At 49.9% G+C, this 15,010-nt stretch carries 14 protein-coding genes; 5 read left to right on the plus strand and 9 right to left on the minus strand.

The window, feature by feature from the left end; all coding sequences use genetic code 11:
- Positions 1 to 7: 7 nt before the first annotated feature.
- The 8 genes from cobT to ACH2EM_RS09585 all read right to left on the minus strand — a co-directional run bounded on the left by cobT (position 8) and on the right by ACH2EM_RS09585 (position 10,128).
- Positions 8 to 1,093, minus strand: coding sequence for a nicotinate-nucleotide--dimethylbenzimidazole phosphoribosyltransferase (cobT, locus tag ACH2EM_RS09550; RefSeq protein WP_395152243.1), 1,086 nt, complete (start codon positions 1,091 to 1,093; stop codon positions 8 to 10).
- Positions 1,078 to 2,028 carry a hypothetical protein gene (locus ACH2EM_RS09555; RefSeq protein WP_395152245.1) on the minus strand — a complete coding sequence of 317 codons (951 nt, stop codon included), beginning with the start codon at positions 2,026 to 2,028 and terminating at the stop codon, positions 1,078 to 1,080. Before ACH2EM_RS09555 ends, cobT begins: the two co-directional genes overlap by 16 nt.
- A gap of 58 nt (positions 2,029 to 2,086) precedes the next feature.
- Positions 2,087 to 2,359 (minus strand): cysteine-rich small domain-containing protein, encoded by a 273-nt coding sequence (locus ACH2EM_RS09560; protein WP_395152247.1) that lies wholly within the window; start codon positions 2,357 to 2,359, stop codon positions 2,087 to 2,089.
- 43 nt (positions 2,360 to 2,402) lie between these two features.
- Complete coding sequence (locus ACH2EM_RS09565; RefSeq protein ID WP_395152249.1) at positions 2,403 to 3,866, minus strand: cobyric acid synthase; 1,464 nt, start codon at positions 3,864 to 3,866, stop codon at positions 2,403 to 2,405.
- Positions 3,848 to 4,921 carry a pyridoxal phosphate-dependent aminotransferase gene (locus ACH2EM_RS09570; RefSeq protein WP_395152251.1) on the minus strand — a complete coding sequence of 358 codons (1,074 nt, stop codon included), beginning with the start codon at positions 4,919 to 4,921 and terminating at the stop codon, positions 3,848 to 3,850. The genes ACH2EM_RS09565 and ACH2EM_RS09570 overlap by 19 nt, the downstream gene beginning before the upstream one ends.
- Before the next feature lie 11 nt (positions 4,922 to 4,932).
- Positions 4,933 to 5,895 carry an adenosylcobinamide-phosphate synthase CbiB gene (gene cbiB / locus ACH2EM_RS09575; protein WP_395152253.1) on the minus strand — a complete coding sequence of 321 codons (963 nt, stop codon included), beginning with the start codon at positions 5,893 to 5,895 and terminating at the stop codon, positions 4,933 to 4,935.
- 443 nt (positions 5,896 to 6,338) lie between these two features.
- On the minus strand, positions 6,339 to 8,297 hold the full coding sequence (locus ACH2EM_RS09580) for a putative bifunctional diguanylate cyclase/phosphodiesterase (protein ID WP_395152255.1): 1,959 nt from the start codon (positions 8,295 to 8,297) through the stop codon (positions 6,339 to 6,341).
- A gap of 454 nt (positions 8,298 to 8,751) precedes the next feature.
- Complete coding sequence (locus ACH2EM_RS09585; RefSeq protein ID WP_395152257.1) at positions 8,752 to 10,128, minus strand: MATE family efflux transporter; 1,377 nt, start codon at positions 10,126 to 10,128, stop codon at positions 8,752 to 8,754.
- Positions 10,129 to 10,519: 391 nt separating this feature from the next.
- On the opposite strand from ACH2EM_RS09585, the gene ACH2EM_RS09590 reads away from it, so the two are divergent.
- The 5 genes from ACH2EM_RS09590 (at position 10,520) to ACH2EM_RS09610 (ending at position 14,366) form a co-directional block, all read left to right on the plus strand.
- Entirely contained in the window at positions 10,520 to 11,596 is a 1,077-nt protein-coding gene (locus ACH2EM_RS09590; RefSeq protein WP_395152259.1) for an acyltransferase family protein, read from the plus strand.
- A gap of 207 nt (positions 11,597 to 11,803) precedes the next feature.
- Positions 11,804 to 12,829: a selenide, water dikinase SelD gene (selD, locus tag ACH2EM_RS09595; RefSeq protein WP_395152261.1), complete on the plus strand. Its 1,026-nt coding sequence runs from the start codon at positions 11,804 to 11,806 to the stop codon at positions 12,827 to 12,829.
- A 47-nt stretch (positions 12,830 to 12,876) separates the two neighbouring features.
- The gene (gene yedF / locus ACH2EM_RS09600; protein ID WP_395152263.1) at positions 12,877 to 13,497 is read left to right on the plus strand and encodes a sulfurtransferase-like selenium metabolism protein YedF; all 621 of its coding nucleotides are present in this window, start codon (positions 12,877 to 12,879) and stop codon (positions 13,495 to 13,497) included.
- Between the two features lie 48 nt (positions 13,498 to 13,545).
- Positions 13,546 to 13,782 carry a DUF3343 domain-containing protein gene (locus ACH2EM_RS09605; RefSeq protein WP_395152265.1) on the plus strand — a complete coding sequence of 79 codons (237 nt, stop codon included), beginning with the start codon at positions 13,546 to 13,548 and terminating at the stop codon, positions 13,780 to 13,782.
- Positions 13,783 to 13,955: 173 nt separating this feature from the next.
- Positions 13,956 to 14,366, plus strand: coding sequence for a peptide deformylase (locus tag ACH2EM_RS09610; protein WP_395152267.1), 411 nt, complete (start codon positions 13,956 to 13,958; stop codon positions 14,364 to 14,366).
- A gap of 178 nt (positions 14,367 to 14,544) precedes the next feature.
- On the opposite strand, the gene ACH2EM_RS09615 is transcribed toward ACH2EM_RS09610, so the two are convergent.
- Positions 14,545 to 15,010, minus strand: a 466-nt coding sequence (locus ACH2EM_RS09615; RefSeq protein ID WP_395152269.1) for a nucleoid-associated protein, incomplete at its 5' end; no start/stop codon positions are given.

Here is a 15,010-nt window from a genome sequence, read left to right on the forward strand (position 1 = left end):
CCTCCCCTTAGCAGGGGGTAAATTTATCGCCCTGGCGGATCTCCTCCAGGTAATCATCCTCAATCCCGGCTTGCTCAAAGGTAGCCATATCGTTGATGATGGCACAGGCTGCTTCCAGCACCTGAAAGGCCAGCGGGCAGCCGCTGCCCTCTCCCAGTCGCATTCCCAGCGAAAAAATCGGCTTTAAATCCATTGCGTCCATCACCAGCTTATAGCCAATTTCGTAGGATTGATGGCTGGGCACCAGATAGCCCCGCACCGCCGGGCAGAGCCGCACGGCGCAAAGTGCAGCCACAGCCGAAATAAGCCCATCGATTACAACCGGCTTGCGGGCCAGGGCTGCCCCCAAGAAGGCACCGCACATGGCGGCAAGGTCAAATCCCCCCACCTTTGCCAGAACATCCACTGGGTCCTGGGCGTTGGGCTGGTTCAGGGCAATGGCCTGCCGAATGACCGCTTTCTTTTTTAAAAAGGCTTCGTCGGTAAGGCCGGCTCCCCGCCCCACCACTTCGTTTACATCCACATTAAGGAGTACAGCCGCCACGGCGGAGGAAGTGGTGGTATTGCCAATGCCCATTTCCCCAATTCCCAGCACATCTGCAAAAGAATTTTGGGCCAGTTCCAGGCCGGTAAGAATCCCTTGCAGAGCCTGCTCTCTGGTCATGGCTGGGCCTTGGGCGATATTCTGGGTTCCATAAGCAATTTTGCGGTTTAAAATGGCCGGTGTTGATACCTCTGCATCAATGCCCATATCGCACACCGTAACCTGGCAGCCAAACTGCTTTGCCAACACCGAAGCGCCTGTTTTGGCCCGGGTAAGATTGATGCTCTGCTGCAAGGTAACGGATTTTGGTGTGCTGGATACACCTTCGCACACCACGCCGTTATCCGCCGCAAACACAAGCAGATGTTTGCGGCAAATGTGGTTGTGCACATGGCCGGTGATGCCTGCCAACTGGATGGAAAGCTCCTCCAGCATACCCAGGCTGCCAGGGGGTTTTGCCAGCTGCGCCTGCCGCTTTTGTGCTTGATGCATTGCCTCTGCATCCAGCGGCAATACGGCGGAGATAAGGTTGTTTAAATGTTGCTGCATCGTGTTGATCCTTTTTGATGAGTTGCAAAGACTGGTTGGCCGCCGGCAAGGTGCAGCCCCGTAATGGGGTCGGTTCCATGGTCGGAAACCACCGCGACCCCATGGCCCGACTTGAGGAGATTGGCCAGTACCTCCCGATCCACCCGTTTTAAAAACGCTCTCTTTTCCTGGGGATTTTTTCTGTGGGATGCTTCATCCGCTCCGTTGATATGCAAAAGTACAAATGGATAGTGCCGGGCCGCAGCCAGCGCTGCCGCTGCTTTTGCTGCAAGATTTGTGTCGGTATCCCCTGTTGCCCCCTGTACAGGCACTAAATCCATGCCAAGGGCTTTTGCAATGCCTTTCACAAGGCCTTTTCCGCACACCGCAGCCCCACGCTGGGGAAAGGGAGCCAGGGCGGTTGGGATGGACTGGCCCCACAATACCAGAAACCGGTGGTCAGACATACACTGCAAAAAAGCATTTTTTAGTGGGATGGGCCCCTTTGGCATAAACTCCATGGCGGTTGCCCCGTTCAGGCTGCTTGGCAAACAAGTAGCTACCTCACAGATTCTATCCGCCATATGGGGAAAAACCAGCAGGCTTTTGTACCCACCCAGGTGATGATAACGAAAAGCAGTGGAATGAATCATCCGGGGGCCAGCACAAGGAACCGAGCAGCCCCCTGTTTCATCCAGCCGGTACCAGCTGCCCCGCAGAATCAAATCATCCGGGTAAACTGCTATGCCGCTGCCCAAGGCCTCCAGATAACCTCGCAGATTATTTGGGATATGCTCCACTCCAAGGAGGCTGAGAACGCAGCCCATGGTTTCCGGCTCTCTTCCTTGGGTATTATCTCGGTCTGGCAGCCGGTGCATGGAGGAAAGCTGGGGCAGGTCTTGCACGCAGAAATAGGGGTCGGTCATTCCGTCAATGATGCAAAGAATTTGACCCATCTGCTTTGGCCCCTTTCCCCTGTTTGATGCGGCGAGCTTCCCCCAGTATTTTTGGGATTTATTCATGGGGTGTCTGCCGCTTTGCAAGTGCTGCAATTGCCGGAAATTTAGACAGAATATAGTCATAGCCACCGGCACTGTGGGGAATCAGGCAGTTGCTGCAATCCTTGATGCCGCTTTCTGTGTAGGCAAACTTGCCGTCACATTGTTCTCCCAGGGCATACAGGGGGCAGTAACAGAACAGACAGTTAAAATCCTCCTGCTGGGTTTTATGGCAGGGAAAATATCTGCACTCCCGATTCTCAAAAAAAGTATGGTCGTTCTGTTTCATCTGCTCTATCTCCCTTATTGTTTTCTATGCACCCTTTAACCGCTTAGTTTTGCCGGTTAAGAATGCGGTAGATTAATTCCATATCCAAACCGCTGCGCACTGCATCTGCCAGTAAATCGTATTGGCGTTCCTTATGCTTTTTCAGGTCAAAGGTACCCAAATCAGCAAAGCGGACACCCTTGTGGGCGCAAATTGCCTGTAAAATCCGGTCACTGATGCCAGGTTCATCAAAAACGCCGTGGATATAGGTTCCATAGATGGTTCCATGGCCCTGCACAGGCGGCAATTCATTCTGACTGCGTCCCATATGAATTTCGTAGCCTGTGTAGGAGCAGCCATTCAAAGTTGACAGCCGCCCTTCTATCCCCGCAAAAGTTCCCGCTGTTTGTCTTTGAATTTTTTGGCCCTCAAACAGGGTATCCATCGCCAGCAGACCCATGCCGTTGATTTGTGTAACCCCGGCAGCTTCCACCTGCTGTGGGTCATAAATGCTGTTGCCCATCATCTGGTACCCACCGCACACACCAAAAATCAGCGTTCCGGCCGATGCTGCTTTTTGAATGCAGGCTTCCAGCCCACACTGACGAAGCCATTGCAAATCGGCTATGGTGCTTTTGGTGCCAGGAATAAAAATCAAATCCGGCTTGCCCAGTTCCGCCACCGACTCCACATAGCGCAGCGAAACATTGGGGTATTGCTCGAAGGGTGCAAAATCCGTGAAATTGGAGATGCGGGGCAGCCGAATTACCGCAATGTCAATGAGTTTTTGCTGGTTGCTCCGTTCAAAGCGCTGGGTAAGGCTGTCCTCATCGTCTATATCCAGATGGGTATAGGGAACCACGCCTGCCACCGGAACACCGCACAGCTGCTCCAAAGTCTGAATGCCCGGCTCCAGAATGGCCCGGTCTCCCCGGAACTTATTCACCACCGTCGCCTTTACCCGGCTCCGCTCAGATTCTTCCAAAAGAGCTATGGTACCATACAGCTGGGCAAACACGCCGCCCCGGTCGATGTCCCCCACCAGCAATACGGGGGCATCCACCAGTTCGGCCATTCCCATATTGACAATATCCTGCTGTTTCAGATTGATTTCAGCCGGGCTGCCTGCGCCTTCGATTACAATAATATCGTATTCCTGTGCCAAGCTGTTGTAGGCATCCAGAATGGCAGGAATGTACTCCCGTTTTTTGCGGTAATACTCCATAGCTTTCATGTTGTCCTGTACCTGACCTGCCACAATCACCTGGCTGCCCACATCGGTAGTGGGTTTAAGCAGAATAGGGTTCATGCGGACATCCGGCTCAATCCCGGCAGCTTCTGCCTGTACCACCTGTGCCCGGCCCATCTCCCCGCCATCTTTTGTAATAAAGGAATTAAGGGCCATGTTCTGGCTTTTGAAGGGTGCCACCCGGTAGCCGTCCTGTTTAAAAATACGGCATAGCGCTGCGGTCAGCAAGCTTTTGCCCACATTGGACATGGTGCCCTGAATCATAATGTTTTTTGCCATGGTTGCTCCTTTTTCAATACCAAACCTATTGCGTGAATCAGCCGCTCATTCTCGCTGTGCTGCCGCACTGCAATGCGGTACCACCCCTGGCCAAGACCGTGGTAGTTAGCGCAGCTGCGTATGGCAATGCCGTATGCCTTTAACCGCTGATGCAGATTCTCCGGCCCTTGAAACAAAAGGTAGTTGACCTGGGAGGGGCAAACCCAGAACCCCAGGTTCTCCAGCTGTTTTTGCAGCCACGGGCGCTCTACAGCAATCAGGGAGCGAGTATTTTGGAGAAAGCTCTCCTGCTGCAAGGCAGCCACACCTGCCGCCTGGGCCAGAAGCGACACATTCCAGGGCTGTACCGTTTGGGCCATTTTTTGCAGCAGCTCTGCCTGTGCGCAAAGGCAGTAGCCCAGCCGTACCCCTGCCATACCGTAACTTTTTGTAAACGCCTTCAACAGCAACAACTGGGGATATTGTTCCAGGTGCTTTTTCAGGCTATCAGATTTGTCTGCCAAGTCTAAAAAACATTCATCCACAAACAGATGAATGTTTTTGCGCTGGCATACTGCAAGTATTTTTTGAAGCAGCGATGGCGGCAGAAGTTGGCCGGTGGGATTGTTTGGATTGCAAAGAAACAGTACATCGGGGCAGCTTTGCTCCAGCACTGCCAAAAAGTCCTCATCCAACGCAAACTGCCGGCACTGCTTCAGCTGGTACCGCTGCACCTGGCAGCCCACCTGCTCCAGCGCCAGAGAGTATTCCGAAAAAGTAGGCGCAAGCTCCATAGCCCGCCGGGGCTGCAAGGCCCGGCAGTATGCATAAATCAGCTCTGCCGCTCCATTTCCGCAAAGAATCCATTCCCTTGGCACAGCCTCAAAGGTTTCAATAGCGGTGATCAGCTGACGGCAGTAGGGGTCTGGGTAGCAGTGCAGCTGGGGCAATGCAGCGGATATGGCTTGCAGTACCGCCGGGGGTGTGCCAAAGGGATTGGTATTAGCGGAGAAATCCAGGTGGATATCCCCCTGGTAGATGTCTCCCCCGTGGGGGTTTTTTGTGTAGTAAAGCATGGTGTTTTTCCTCAGTGCATCATGCAGGCCCGAACCAATAAACCCAGCAGCAGGGCAAAAACTGCGGTCAGGTACAGCAGACGGCAGGCCGCCGGAATATCTTCATGCCGGATTTCACGGTGGGCATCTCCAATGTGGGGTTTGCGGTGCAGAACCCCGTGATACCAGGCATCTCCCGCCAGCTGCACCCCCAGCAAACCGGCACAGACCGATTCCGTCTGTGCCGAATTGGGGCTTGCGTGGTTTCGGCGATCCCGCCGGAATATCTTCCAGCCGTTTTTTACATCCATCCCCCCAAAAAAGCCAGCTGCCAGCATAAGCAATGCCGCAATCCGGGAAGGAATAAAATTGGCCACATCGTCCATTTTTGCCGGAACCAGCCCGATGTTTTTATAAGGCGGCTCTTTGTAGCCCAGCATGGAATCCATGGTATTAATGGCTTTGTAACAAAATCCCAGGGGCGCTCCGCCCAGCAGAAGAAAAAACAGGGGCGCTATTACTCCGTCGGAGGTGTTTTCTGCCACAGTTTCCACCGCAGCCCGGGTAACGCCAGCATCGTCCAAACGGGTGGTATCCCGGCCTACAATCATGGAAACAGCGGTCCGGGACTGGTTCAAATCTCCTGTTTTCAGGGCTTTGTACACCTTCATGCTTTCGTCTTTCAGGCATTTGGTGGCCAGAATTTGCCAGCACATAATGCTTTCCACCGCCAAACGCAGCCACGGACTGATGAGAGCACACAAAAGCAAAACCAGATACGGCAAGACCGTACAAACCGAAACCACCGCAATCCACAAAACAGCTCCGGCTGCTATCTCCCCTTTTTCTGTTTTGGGAAACAGCTTTCGTAGCATCTGCTCCAATGCAGCAATCAGTTTTCCCATTGCTACAACAGGATGTGGAATGCTGTGTGGGTCCCCAATCAGCAAATCAATTATAAACCCTGCAACCAACGAAAACGCCGACCATTCCACCAACAACTCACTCCGCAACTAAACTGGAAAATTCTGTCGTGTCCGGTATCCTGGGCTGATTGCTGCCTTGCAATTTTAACCATGGCTCCCAAGGTGATTTGCTGCACTAGGCACAGAAAAGGCCATTCCACAAAAGCTTGTCCGCTTTACCGCTATGGCCCGCAAACTTGTTTAAAAAAGCACCGCAGATAGGAACAAATGCCACAGCAAAGATACCAGACACTTATCTTGCTATTATACCATGCAACCATGTTTTTTTCCAGATTCGTTTGCCAAAAGCCCAAAGCAAGCCGGATTGACACAAAAAAGGCACAGCCCGCAAGTCCCCTTTCGCTGAAGAAATTCACGGTGAATTTCTTCAGCAGAGACCTGCGAGCCATGCCTAGCAGACCAAGTTCTTGTATAGCAAGCAAACCCAGCATCAAGCAAAAAGCTGCATCGGTTCAGCGGGCAGCTGCTGCCAGAGTTTTATTGTTGGTCTGAGTATTTTCCTGCTTTAAAAACTCCAATGCAGCTTGCTTGGGCAGCGGCTTGGAGAAGTAATAGCCCTGAATCTGGTCCACGCCGAACGACAAAACCTTATCCAGCTGTTCTTTGGTTTCCACACCTTCTGCAACCACCTGGAGATCCAGCGAGTGAAATGCCGTAATCATACCTTGAATCATACCGGAAGCCTTTTGGTCTTCCATGGCTTTGTGAACCAGGCTTTTATCCATTTTAATGGCATGGAACGGAATGCTCATAACGGTGGATATATTGGAATAGCCCGTACCAAAATCGTCCAGACCCATCTTGATGCCGTACTCTTTCATCTTTTGAGAGAAGGCAATCACCACATTGGTGCTTTCAGCAATGGCGCTTTCGGTGAACTCGATTTTGATTTTATCGCTTGGAATTTCATATTCCCTGATAATTTCCATGACTCGCTCCGCTAAATCAGGCTGAGAAAATTGCAGGGGCGAAAAATTCACATGCACGCACTGGAAGGGAATTTCTATGGCCAGGGCTTCTTTTACAAACCTGCACACCTTTTCCAAAATCACATAGGTTAGTTCGATAATGATACCGGACTCCTCTGCAATGGGAATGAACTCGTTTGGATAAATAGGCCCAATCGGAGTATCATTCATGCGGATTAGCGACTCAACATAGGCAAAATTGCCATATTGCACCGAATAAATTGGCTGATAGTGCATTTCAAATTTGCCGTCGGTCAGCTTTGTTTTTAAAATTTCCACAATCTGCTTTTTGCGTTCCATCTTCAAAAACATCGTTTCGTCGTACACACAGATGTTGTTGGAGGCCATCTTTTTTGCCTCAATAACGGCATACTCGATGGACTGGATGATGGTATCCGCATTTTTATAGTTGGGCGAGTAAGTCACCCCGCCAAGGGCAAAGGACAGATAGCAGCTTACATTGCCAACCGTCCACATTCTATCCATGCTTTGCTTGAGGGCATCCATCTGCTGCTGCACATGCGTTTCTTTCGGCAGCAGAATGGCAAACTCGTCGCCGTTGAATCGGTATACTGTACCTGTTGGATAGGATTTTACCAGCTGATTGCTCATTGCCTGCAAAAAAGCATCGCCAACCTGCTGGCCGTACCGGTCGTTGATAACCTTAAATTCTTTGACGGAAAGAACCACCAGCGAAAAAGGACTCACCTTGCTTTGCTCGATCAAGTGTTCCAGCATCTTCAGCAGTTCCCATCGGTTGGGAAGTTTTGTTAAATAGTCCATATAGATTTGGCGGTTCTGGATGTACAAATAGGCAACGAGCAACGCTGAACTTGCTGCAAAGCCCGTGAGCACAATTTCTGGATGAATTTGCTGAAAAACAATAATGCCGATAGCAAGCATGGGAAACAGCAACAGAACACGGCGATTTTTGTTGCCTAACTTTTTGAAATTGAGCATTACAATGCAAACAGAGAGAATGCAGTACAGATAGAATACAAGATAAGTCAAGAAAATATAGTCACCACGGACATACACATGTTCCGGTGTGATATCAAAGATGTACTTTGTTTTTGCATTGCTAAAAAGCAGCAACGCAAAAGCAATAGCAGGTACGCTTACCCTCAGAATCGTTCGCTTAACTTTGTCTGTTCCCTCGTACACGATCGATGCGATATAGCTAAAATAGACCAATCCCATAATGGGGGTAAACAAAAAATACAAGGTTGTAACAAACCTGGTCAAAGCAATGGGAGAGATAGACAGATTTTCTATCATGGCAGTGGAGATAATATTGCTCCCGATAGAAAGAAGCGTAACAATCAGACAGCCCCGAAAGATTCTATTTTTAAAACTCGGAATACTGCTGCCCTTATCTTCGTAGGCGAGGATAATAATAAGAATCATCAGCGCACAGTATTCTGAAACCATATCCCATGTCACAATGTAGTTACTCCTTGTCAGTTCATGATCTGAAACATTGGCAGTAAGCTCCCGTTTCCGCACTTTCACTGGATTTCGAAACCGAGCTTGCCACATAATTCTAAATAGGGGGCAATGCAGCTTTGCTGCTGTGTAAGACAGATTTTTTCATTCCTGCTCCGTCGTCACAGATTAAGCATTTTGTATTTAAGGATATCACAAATCATGACCAATGGCAATAACTCATACCATGTTTTCCCGCCAAAAACAAAAAAACTTCCGAATTTCCGGGCTGATAAATCAATCCTCAAAGCTGTATGCCCAGCTTTGGCAGACACAGTCTTTGGGATTTCTGCTTTTATGATTGAAACAAAACAGCACTGCCCCTTCTTCCTGTTGGAAAAAAGGATGCAGTGCTGCTTTGTTTCGAGTTTCAAAATTTGCTGTGCGGTATTACAAAAGCGCAGTGGCCTTGTTACTGATCTTGCTGTACCAGCGGTTGCTCTGCCTGGTGTGTGCACTCCCCTTTCCAGTTGGAAAGACGGTAGTAGATGGTAAAGGCAATGGAGCTAAGGCCCCAGGTAAGCGGATACACCCAGTACACCATCTGGATGCTGTGGGTAATTGGAATTGTAATGCTAAGAAATGTTACCCGAACCACACACCAGAACACCAGCATAATCATCATGGAAACCATGGCCTTGCCTGCCCCTCGCAACACCGATGCAATGGAATGGGCATAGGCCAGCAGGCAGTAAAACAGCGCTGCGGTGCGGGCTTTTTCGATGCCAAACTGCACCACTTCCGGGTTGGGATCAAAGGCAGAAATAAAGTAGGGCGCACACAAAAACACCACCACGCCAATGAGCTCGGCCAAAATTACCGCCACGCTGGCACCAAATTTTACGCCCTTGCTGACCCGGTCGTATTTTTTAGCCCCCAGATTTTGGCCCACAAAGGTTGTGAGGGCCAGCGTAAAACTGTTGATGGGCAAAAAGGCAAAGCCTTCCACCTTAGAGTAGGCGCCGTACCCTGCCATAGCCATTTCGCCAAAGGAGTTTACATTGGATTGCACCACCACATTGGCAAAGGCAATGACCGAGTTCTGAAAACCGGAGGGCAGACCAATGCGTATAATTTCCCAAAGCAGTTTTCCGTCAAAGGCAATTTTGCGGATATGCAGCTTATATACATCCTGCGTTTGGGTCAGCTGCCAAAAGCAAAGTGCTGCGCTGAACATCTGGGAAATAACGGTGGCCAAGGCCGCACCTGCCACGCCGGTATGAACAAACCGAATAAACACAATATCCAGAACCAGGTTAATGATTGAGGATGCAATCAAATAATACAGCGGATACTTACTGTTGCCCACCGCTTGCAGGATGCCTACCATGATATTGTACATTACCGAAAACAGCGAGCCCCAAAAATATACACGCAGGTAGGCCACCGACTCCACCATAACGCTGGCAGGAGTGCCCATCCAGGTTAGAATATAGGGCGACAGCCAAACCCCCAGAGCTGTCATTGCTGTGCCTGCCACCAAACCAAACGCTACGATTGTATGTACGGCCTTTTGCAGGTTTGGAATATCCCGTGCACCAAACAGCCGGGCCACCACCACACCTGCACCAGATGAAATGCCCCCCAGAAAGCCAATGAGCATAAAAATCAAACTGCCGGAGGAGCTTACCGCTGCCAGAGAGCTGCTGCCCAGGTAGTTGCCCACAATGAGCGAGTCCACTGTGTTGTACATTTGCTGAAAGAGATTGCCAATAAAAACCGGAACTGCAAAAAAGGTCATTGACTTCCAAATGGAGCCGCTGGTCATTGATTTTGTGGCGCTTGCCATAGTTCATCATCCTTTTGATGTTTGTTTTTTGTTTTTAGTTAAAATGCAACCATCTTTAACTGATTATACTCTTGCTAAAGCTTTAGCGCAATGCTAAATCAAATTCATTCCGCAAAATTCCGGCTTACCGTTATGCAGGGGTGTTTCTTTTGCTGTTAGCACCCGTTTTCAGAACTTTGTTTTTGCCCATTCTTTCTGTTCTTCTTTTTGCTTGGTGTGGTTGATGTACACTGCAAACAATGGTAGAATAACTGGGTATCAAAATTCAACCGGCTTGTTGGTGCCGCAGTGCTTGCCTTGCAAAAATGGGAGTTACAAGGGGCTCATTCTTTCTTGTTTCTGCGGTTGCGCTAGGCAAAACCACCAGCCACCCCAACGCTTTAATCGTGTAATGATTATTTTAAATGTGAGGGCTATTGCTATGAAGCAACGAAATTACGGTTTGGACCTTTTGCGGTTAGTTCTAATGTACATGGTGTGTGTGCTGCATACCCTGGGCCAGGGTGGGGTTTTAAATGCCTCTGCCGGAACGGCTTATTCGATTTTTTGGGGCCTGGAAATCTTCTGCTATTGTGCCGTTGATTCCTTTGCGCTAATGAGCGGTTATACCGCCAGCAATAAACCCCGAACATTTGAAAAGCTTGCTGAAATGTGGTTTCAGGTGTTCTTTTACTCTTTTGTTCTAACCGGCATCCTTACCGTATTCGTTTTGCGTGAGCAGTGGACTACGCAGGATATGCTGCGCTGCGCTATGCCTGTTATATACGGTAAATTCTGGTATTTTTCTGCGTTTTTCGCTTTGTACTTTGCCATGCCGGTTTTGAACAAATTTTTGTTCAGTTTATCTGCTGAACAGGCCAAAAAAGCTTTGCTTGTTGTATTTATCGGTTTTTCGGTTATGGAAACCCTCACCGGTGTTTTTTACACAAACAAAGGTTACTCCACTGTCTGGCTGATGGCACTGTACGCAATGGGTCTGCTGGCAAAGCAATCGCATCTGTTCGAAAACAAGTCAACCGGTTTTCTGTTTATTCTTTGGATGGGGTGCATTGCCGCTACCTGGATTTCTAAAATAAAGCTGCACATTAGCCTGGCTGTTGTCTCCTATACTTCACCCACTATTTTGTTAAGCGGTATTCTTATGGTTCTGCTGTTTGCACGCATTCCTTTAAAGGGTACCATCATCGCAAAACTATCACCTCTGGCATTTGGTATTTACCTATTCCACACCAATCAGGTAATTTGGTCTGCTTGGCTGAAGGGGCGATTTATTTTTGCTTCCAGCGAGCCCCTTTATCTGGGCGTGCTTTTGGTGCTTTGTATCGCCTTTGCCATTTTTATTTCCGGCTTGCTGGTAGAAACACTCCGCTTTTATCTTGCAAAATGGCTTCGCATTCCTGCGCTCAGCAAAAAAGTTGTGCAGCTTGTTGAATACATCTTTGCCAAAGCCTCTCTGCTGCTTGGCTAGGTGCCAACACCCAAAAGCCATTGCTGCTTATTGGCCTATTGTTTTATCGCTGCGCTTTAAAAGGTGCATCTCTTTCGTCCCATACGGAATGGCAGACCCAGTCCCTCTTTACTTTTTCGCCATTTCGCCGTATGATAATAGTAACATCCATCATCGCCTGGAGGGCTATCCCTTTACCAGGCGATTTTTAAAAGGAGCGTTGTTTTTATGAATGAACAACCAATTGTCTTTTGCAAAGGCGGCGGATGCACTGCCAAACTTGGCCCTGGGGCTCTATCCCGTGTGCTAAGCAAGCTGCCTAAATTCCAGGACCCCAATCTGCTGGTGGGGTACGACCATTCTGACGATGCAGCAGTCTACCAGCTGCGGGATGATTTGGCACTGGTACAGACGCTGGACTTTTTCCCCCCCATGGTGGAAGACCCGTACATCTTTGGCCAGATTGCAGCCGCCAATGCCCTGAGCGATGTATGGGCCATGGGCGGCACCGTAAAAACAGCCTTGAACATTGTTTGCTTTCCGGAACAGATGGATTTGAACATTCTGGGGCGCATTCTCCAGGGTGGTGCCGAGAAGGTGCGGGAAGCTGGCGGCGTACTGGCAGGGGGTCATTCCATTGCGGATGCGGATGTAAAGTACGGTCTTTCGGTTACTGGCATCGTAGACCCACGGCGCATTCTAACCAACATGGCCTGCCAGGCAGGAGATGTGCTTTTGCTGAGCAAGCCGCTGGGTGTAGGCATTGTGTGCACTGCCGCCCGTGTACAGCAGGCCAGTGCCGATGCATTGGATGCAGCCATTGCCAGCATGACCACCCTGAACAAATACGCCTGCGAAGCAATGGCCCAGTTTGATGTGCACGGCTGCACGGATGTAACTGGTTTTGGACTGCTGGGACACCTGAACGAGATGCTGGCAGGCAAGCTGGGCGCCCAGGTGGAAACTTCCGGCATCCCCTATATCCCCCAGGCGCTGGACTACGCCGACGAATTTTTGCTTACCGCTGCGGCCCAGCGAAACCGGAATCATCTGGAGGGTATTGTACAGTTCCGGGATGTGCCCTTTGCCATGCAGGAGCTGTTGTTTGATCCCCAGACCTCCGGCGGCCTGCTGTTCAGCTTGCCCGCTCACCAGGCAGAACAGGCACTGGAACAGTTGCAGACCTTGGGGCTCGCCTGCGGTGTGGTGGGTAAAATTACAGCAGAACATCCTGGCATTATTCAGGTTTTGTAATTTTTTGCGTAGCATCAAGCAATTACATTAAAGGAGCTGTTAAAAAAATGAATCATCTGGTTGATGTACGGGGTAAGCAATGCCCCATTCCCGTGGTGGAGACAAAAAAAGTGTTGGCAACCATCTCCAGTGATGATACCATCACTGTTTGGGTGGATAATGAAATCGCTGTACAAAACCTGTGCAAGATGGCCCAGCAAAAACAGCTTTCTGCCACCACCAGCACCCTGGGTGCTAACCACTATCAAGTGGTTTTGGCCCTAAATGAACAAGCCCTGAGCCAGGCTCCTGCCAATGCTCCCGCCGCCTTGGCCGCCTGCCCCACCGGCTGCGGCAAAACGGTGGTGGTGCTGAGCAGCAATACCATGGGCAGCGGAGACAATACCCTGGGTGCTGCGTTGATGAAAGCCTTTGTGTATGCACTCACCGAGCAGGATATTCTGCCGGATGTTGTGCTGCTGTACAATGGCGGCGCTCATCTTTCGGTGGAGGGTGCTCCCACCCTTCAGGATTTGAAACTGCTGGAGGAGCAGGGTGTGGAGATTCTCACCTGCGGAACCTGCCTGAACCACTATGGCATTGCCGATAAACTGGGCGTCGGCTCTGTGACCAATATGTACACCATTGCAGAGCATTTGATGCAGGCCAGCAAGATAATTCGCCCCTGATTGCTGGCCATTGCTCCCTTTTATGAACAGTACTCCAGGAGGGATACCATGCGTCCAAAACAATTGAAATTGGTGGTTGCTTTTGATTCCACCGCCGGAGCCATCGCTTTTGAGACCGCAGCCCCACAAAACAGTCTCACTGGTCGGCTTTTTCCGGTTCCCACCAGTATTACTGCTGGCTGTGGTCTTGCCTGGCAGGAGGAAATCGCCCACCGTGAACAGGTAGAAGCTCTATTGCAATCTGGCACTTTCGGCCAGGCTCGCTGCTTTGAGCTTGTTGTATAAACAACACAAACGCCCCCTGCCCTTTGCAGGACGGCGTTTTGTTTTTCTATAAATTATCCGCTGTGCATCCTCCCTCGCCGTTGTGAATGAAAGCTATACAATTGAATTTGTTTTTGCTATACTAAAAAACAGCTGTTATTTGACCCTGAATGAACCAAGGAGGATGTAGAAATATGGTGCGAGACATTTGCAGGGATGTATTGTTTTTGGCTCAAAAAGCCGAACCTGCTGGCCCGGAGGATCTGCCGGTGGCCACCGATTTGTTGGATACTCTCCATGCCAACGCCGAAGGCTGTGTGGGATTGGCCGCCAACATGATTGGTGTAAACAAGCGAATTATTGTGGTGGACGACGAAGGCAGCGATTTGGTAATGTTCAACCCGGTTATTCTTAAAAAATCCGGCCCCTATCGGGCAGAGGAAGGCTGCCTTTCTCACGAAGGCACACGGCCTACGCGCCGTTGGAATTCCATTAAAGTGGAGTACCAGAATGTTGCATTTCAAACACGCATCAAAACCTTTACCGGTTGGACTGCACAAATTATTCAGCATGAAATTGACCATTGCGACGGCATTTTGATTTAACAGCCATGGAGCGATGGCTGTTTAGCCCCTAAAGCGACCAATTGAATCTTCACCCCATTGGTTCCATGCTCCGGTTCTGTTGTCTCTGCCGTTAAAGTTTTCCGTTGTCCCCATAGTATGCAAAAAGACTGAACTGTCTCCCTCCAACAGGGGGATAGTTCAGTCTTTTTTTGCCCGGTTACAGCATAACGCCTTTAATCAGCAGAGAAATGGTACCATCCGGTGCATTGATAAATTCCACAAAATCATTTTCGCCATACAGCAGCGTGGTGGGAATCTTCATTTCAATCCCGCTGGCCGTTTTAATGGACTGGTATTCCATCCGCTTGATTTTGGCCGCTGGCACTGTAACAGTTTCCTCCATAGGAAGGCTTGCTGTCTCCAGTTGAGCGGTAAAGCCCTCCACTGCCATAGGAAATTCTTCCTGAATGCGCTCCTTCACCCTTTGCACTTCCAGGTTTCCGTCCCCTGCTGCTGCCTCCTGGCACAAGATGGTAGCAACATGGGATTCCAGGGCCAGCTCGTCTTCTGCATAGGCTTCCAGTACAGCCTGCTGTGCTGCTTTGTGTACCGCCTGCAACTTTGCACGCTCAGGCTGAGCCTGGCTGGAACGCAGGATACGGCTGGAGATATAAAACTCCTTT

The sequence above is a fragment of the uncultured Allofournierella sp. genome, from assembly GCA_944382705.1.
In the GTDB taxonomy this organism is placed as follows: domain Bacteria; phylum Bacillota; class Clostridia; order Oscillospirales; family Ruminococcaceae; genus Allofournierella.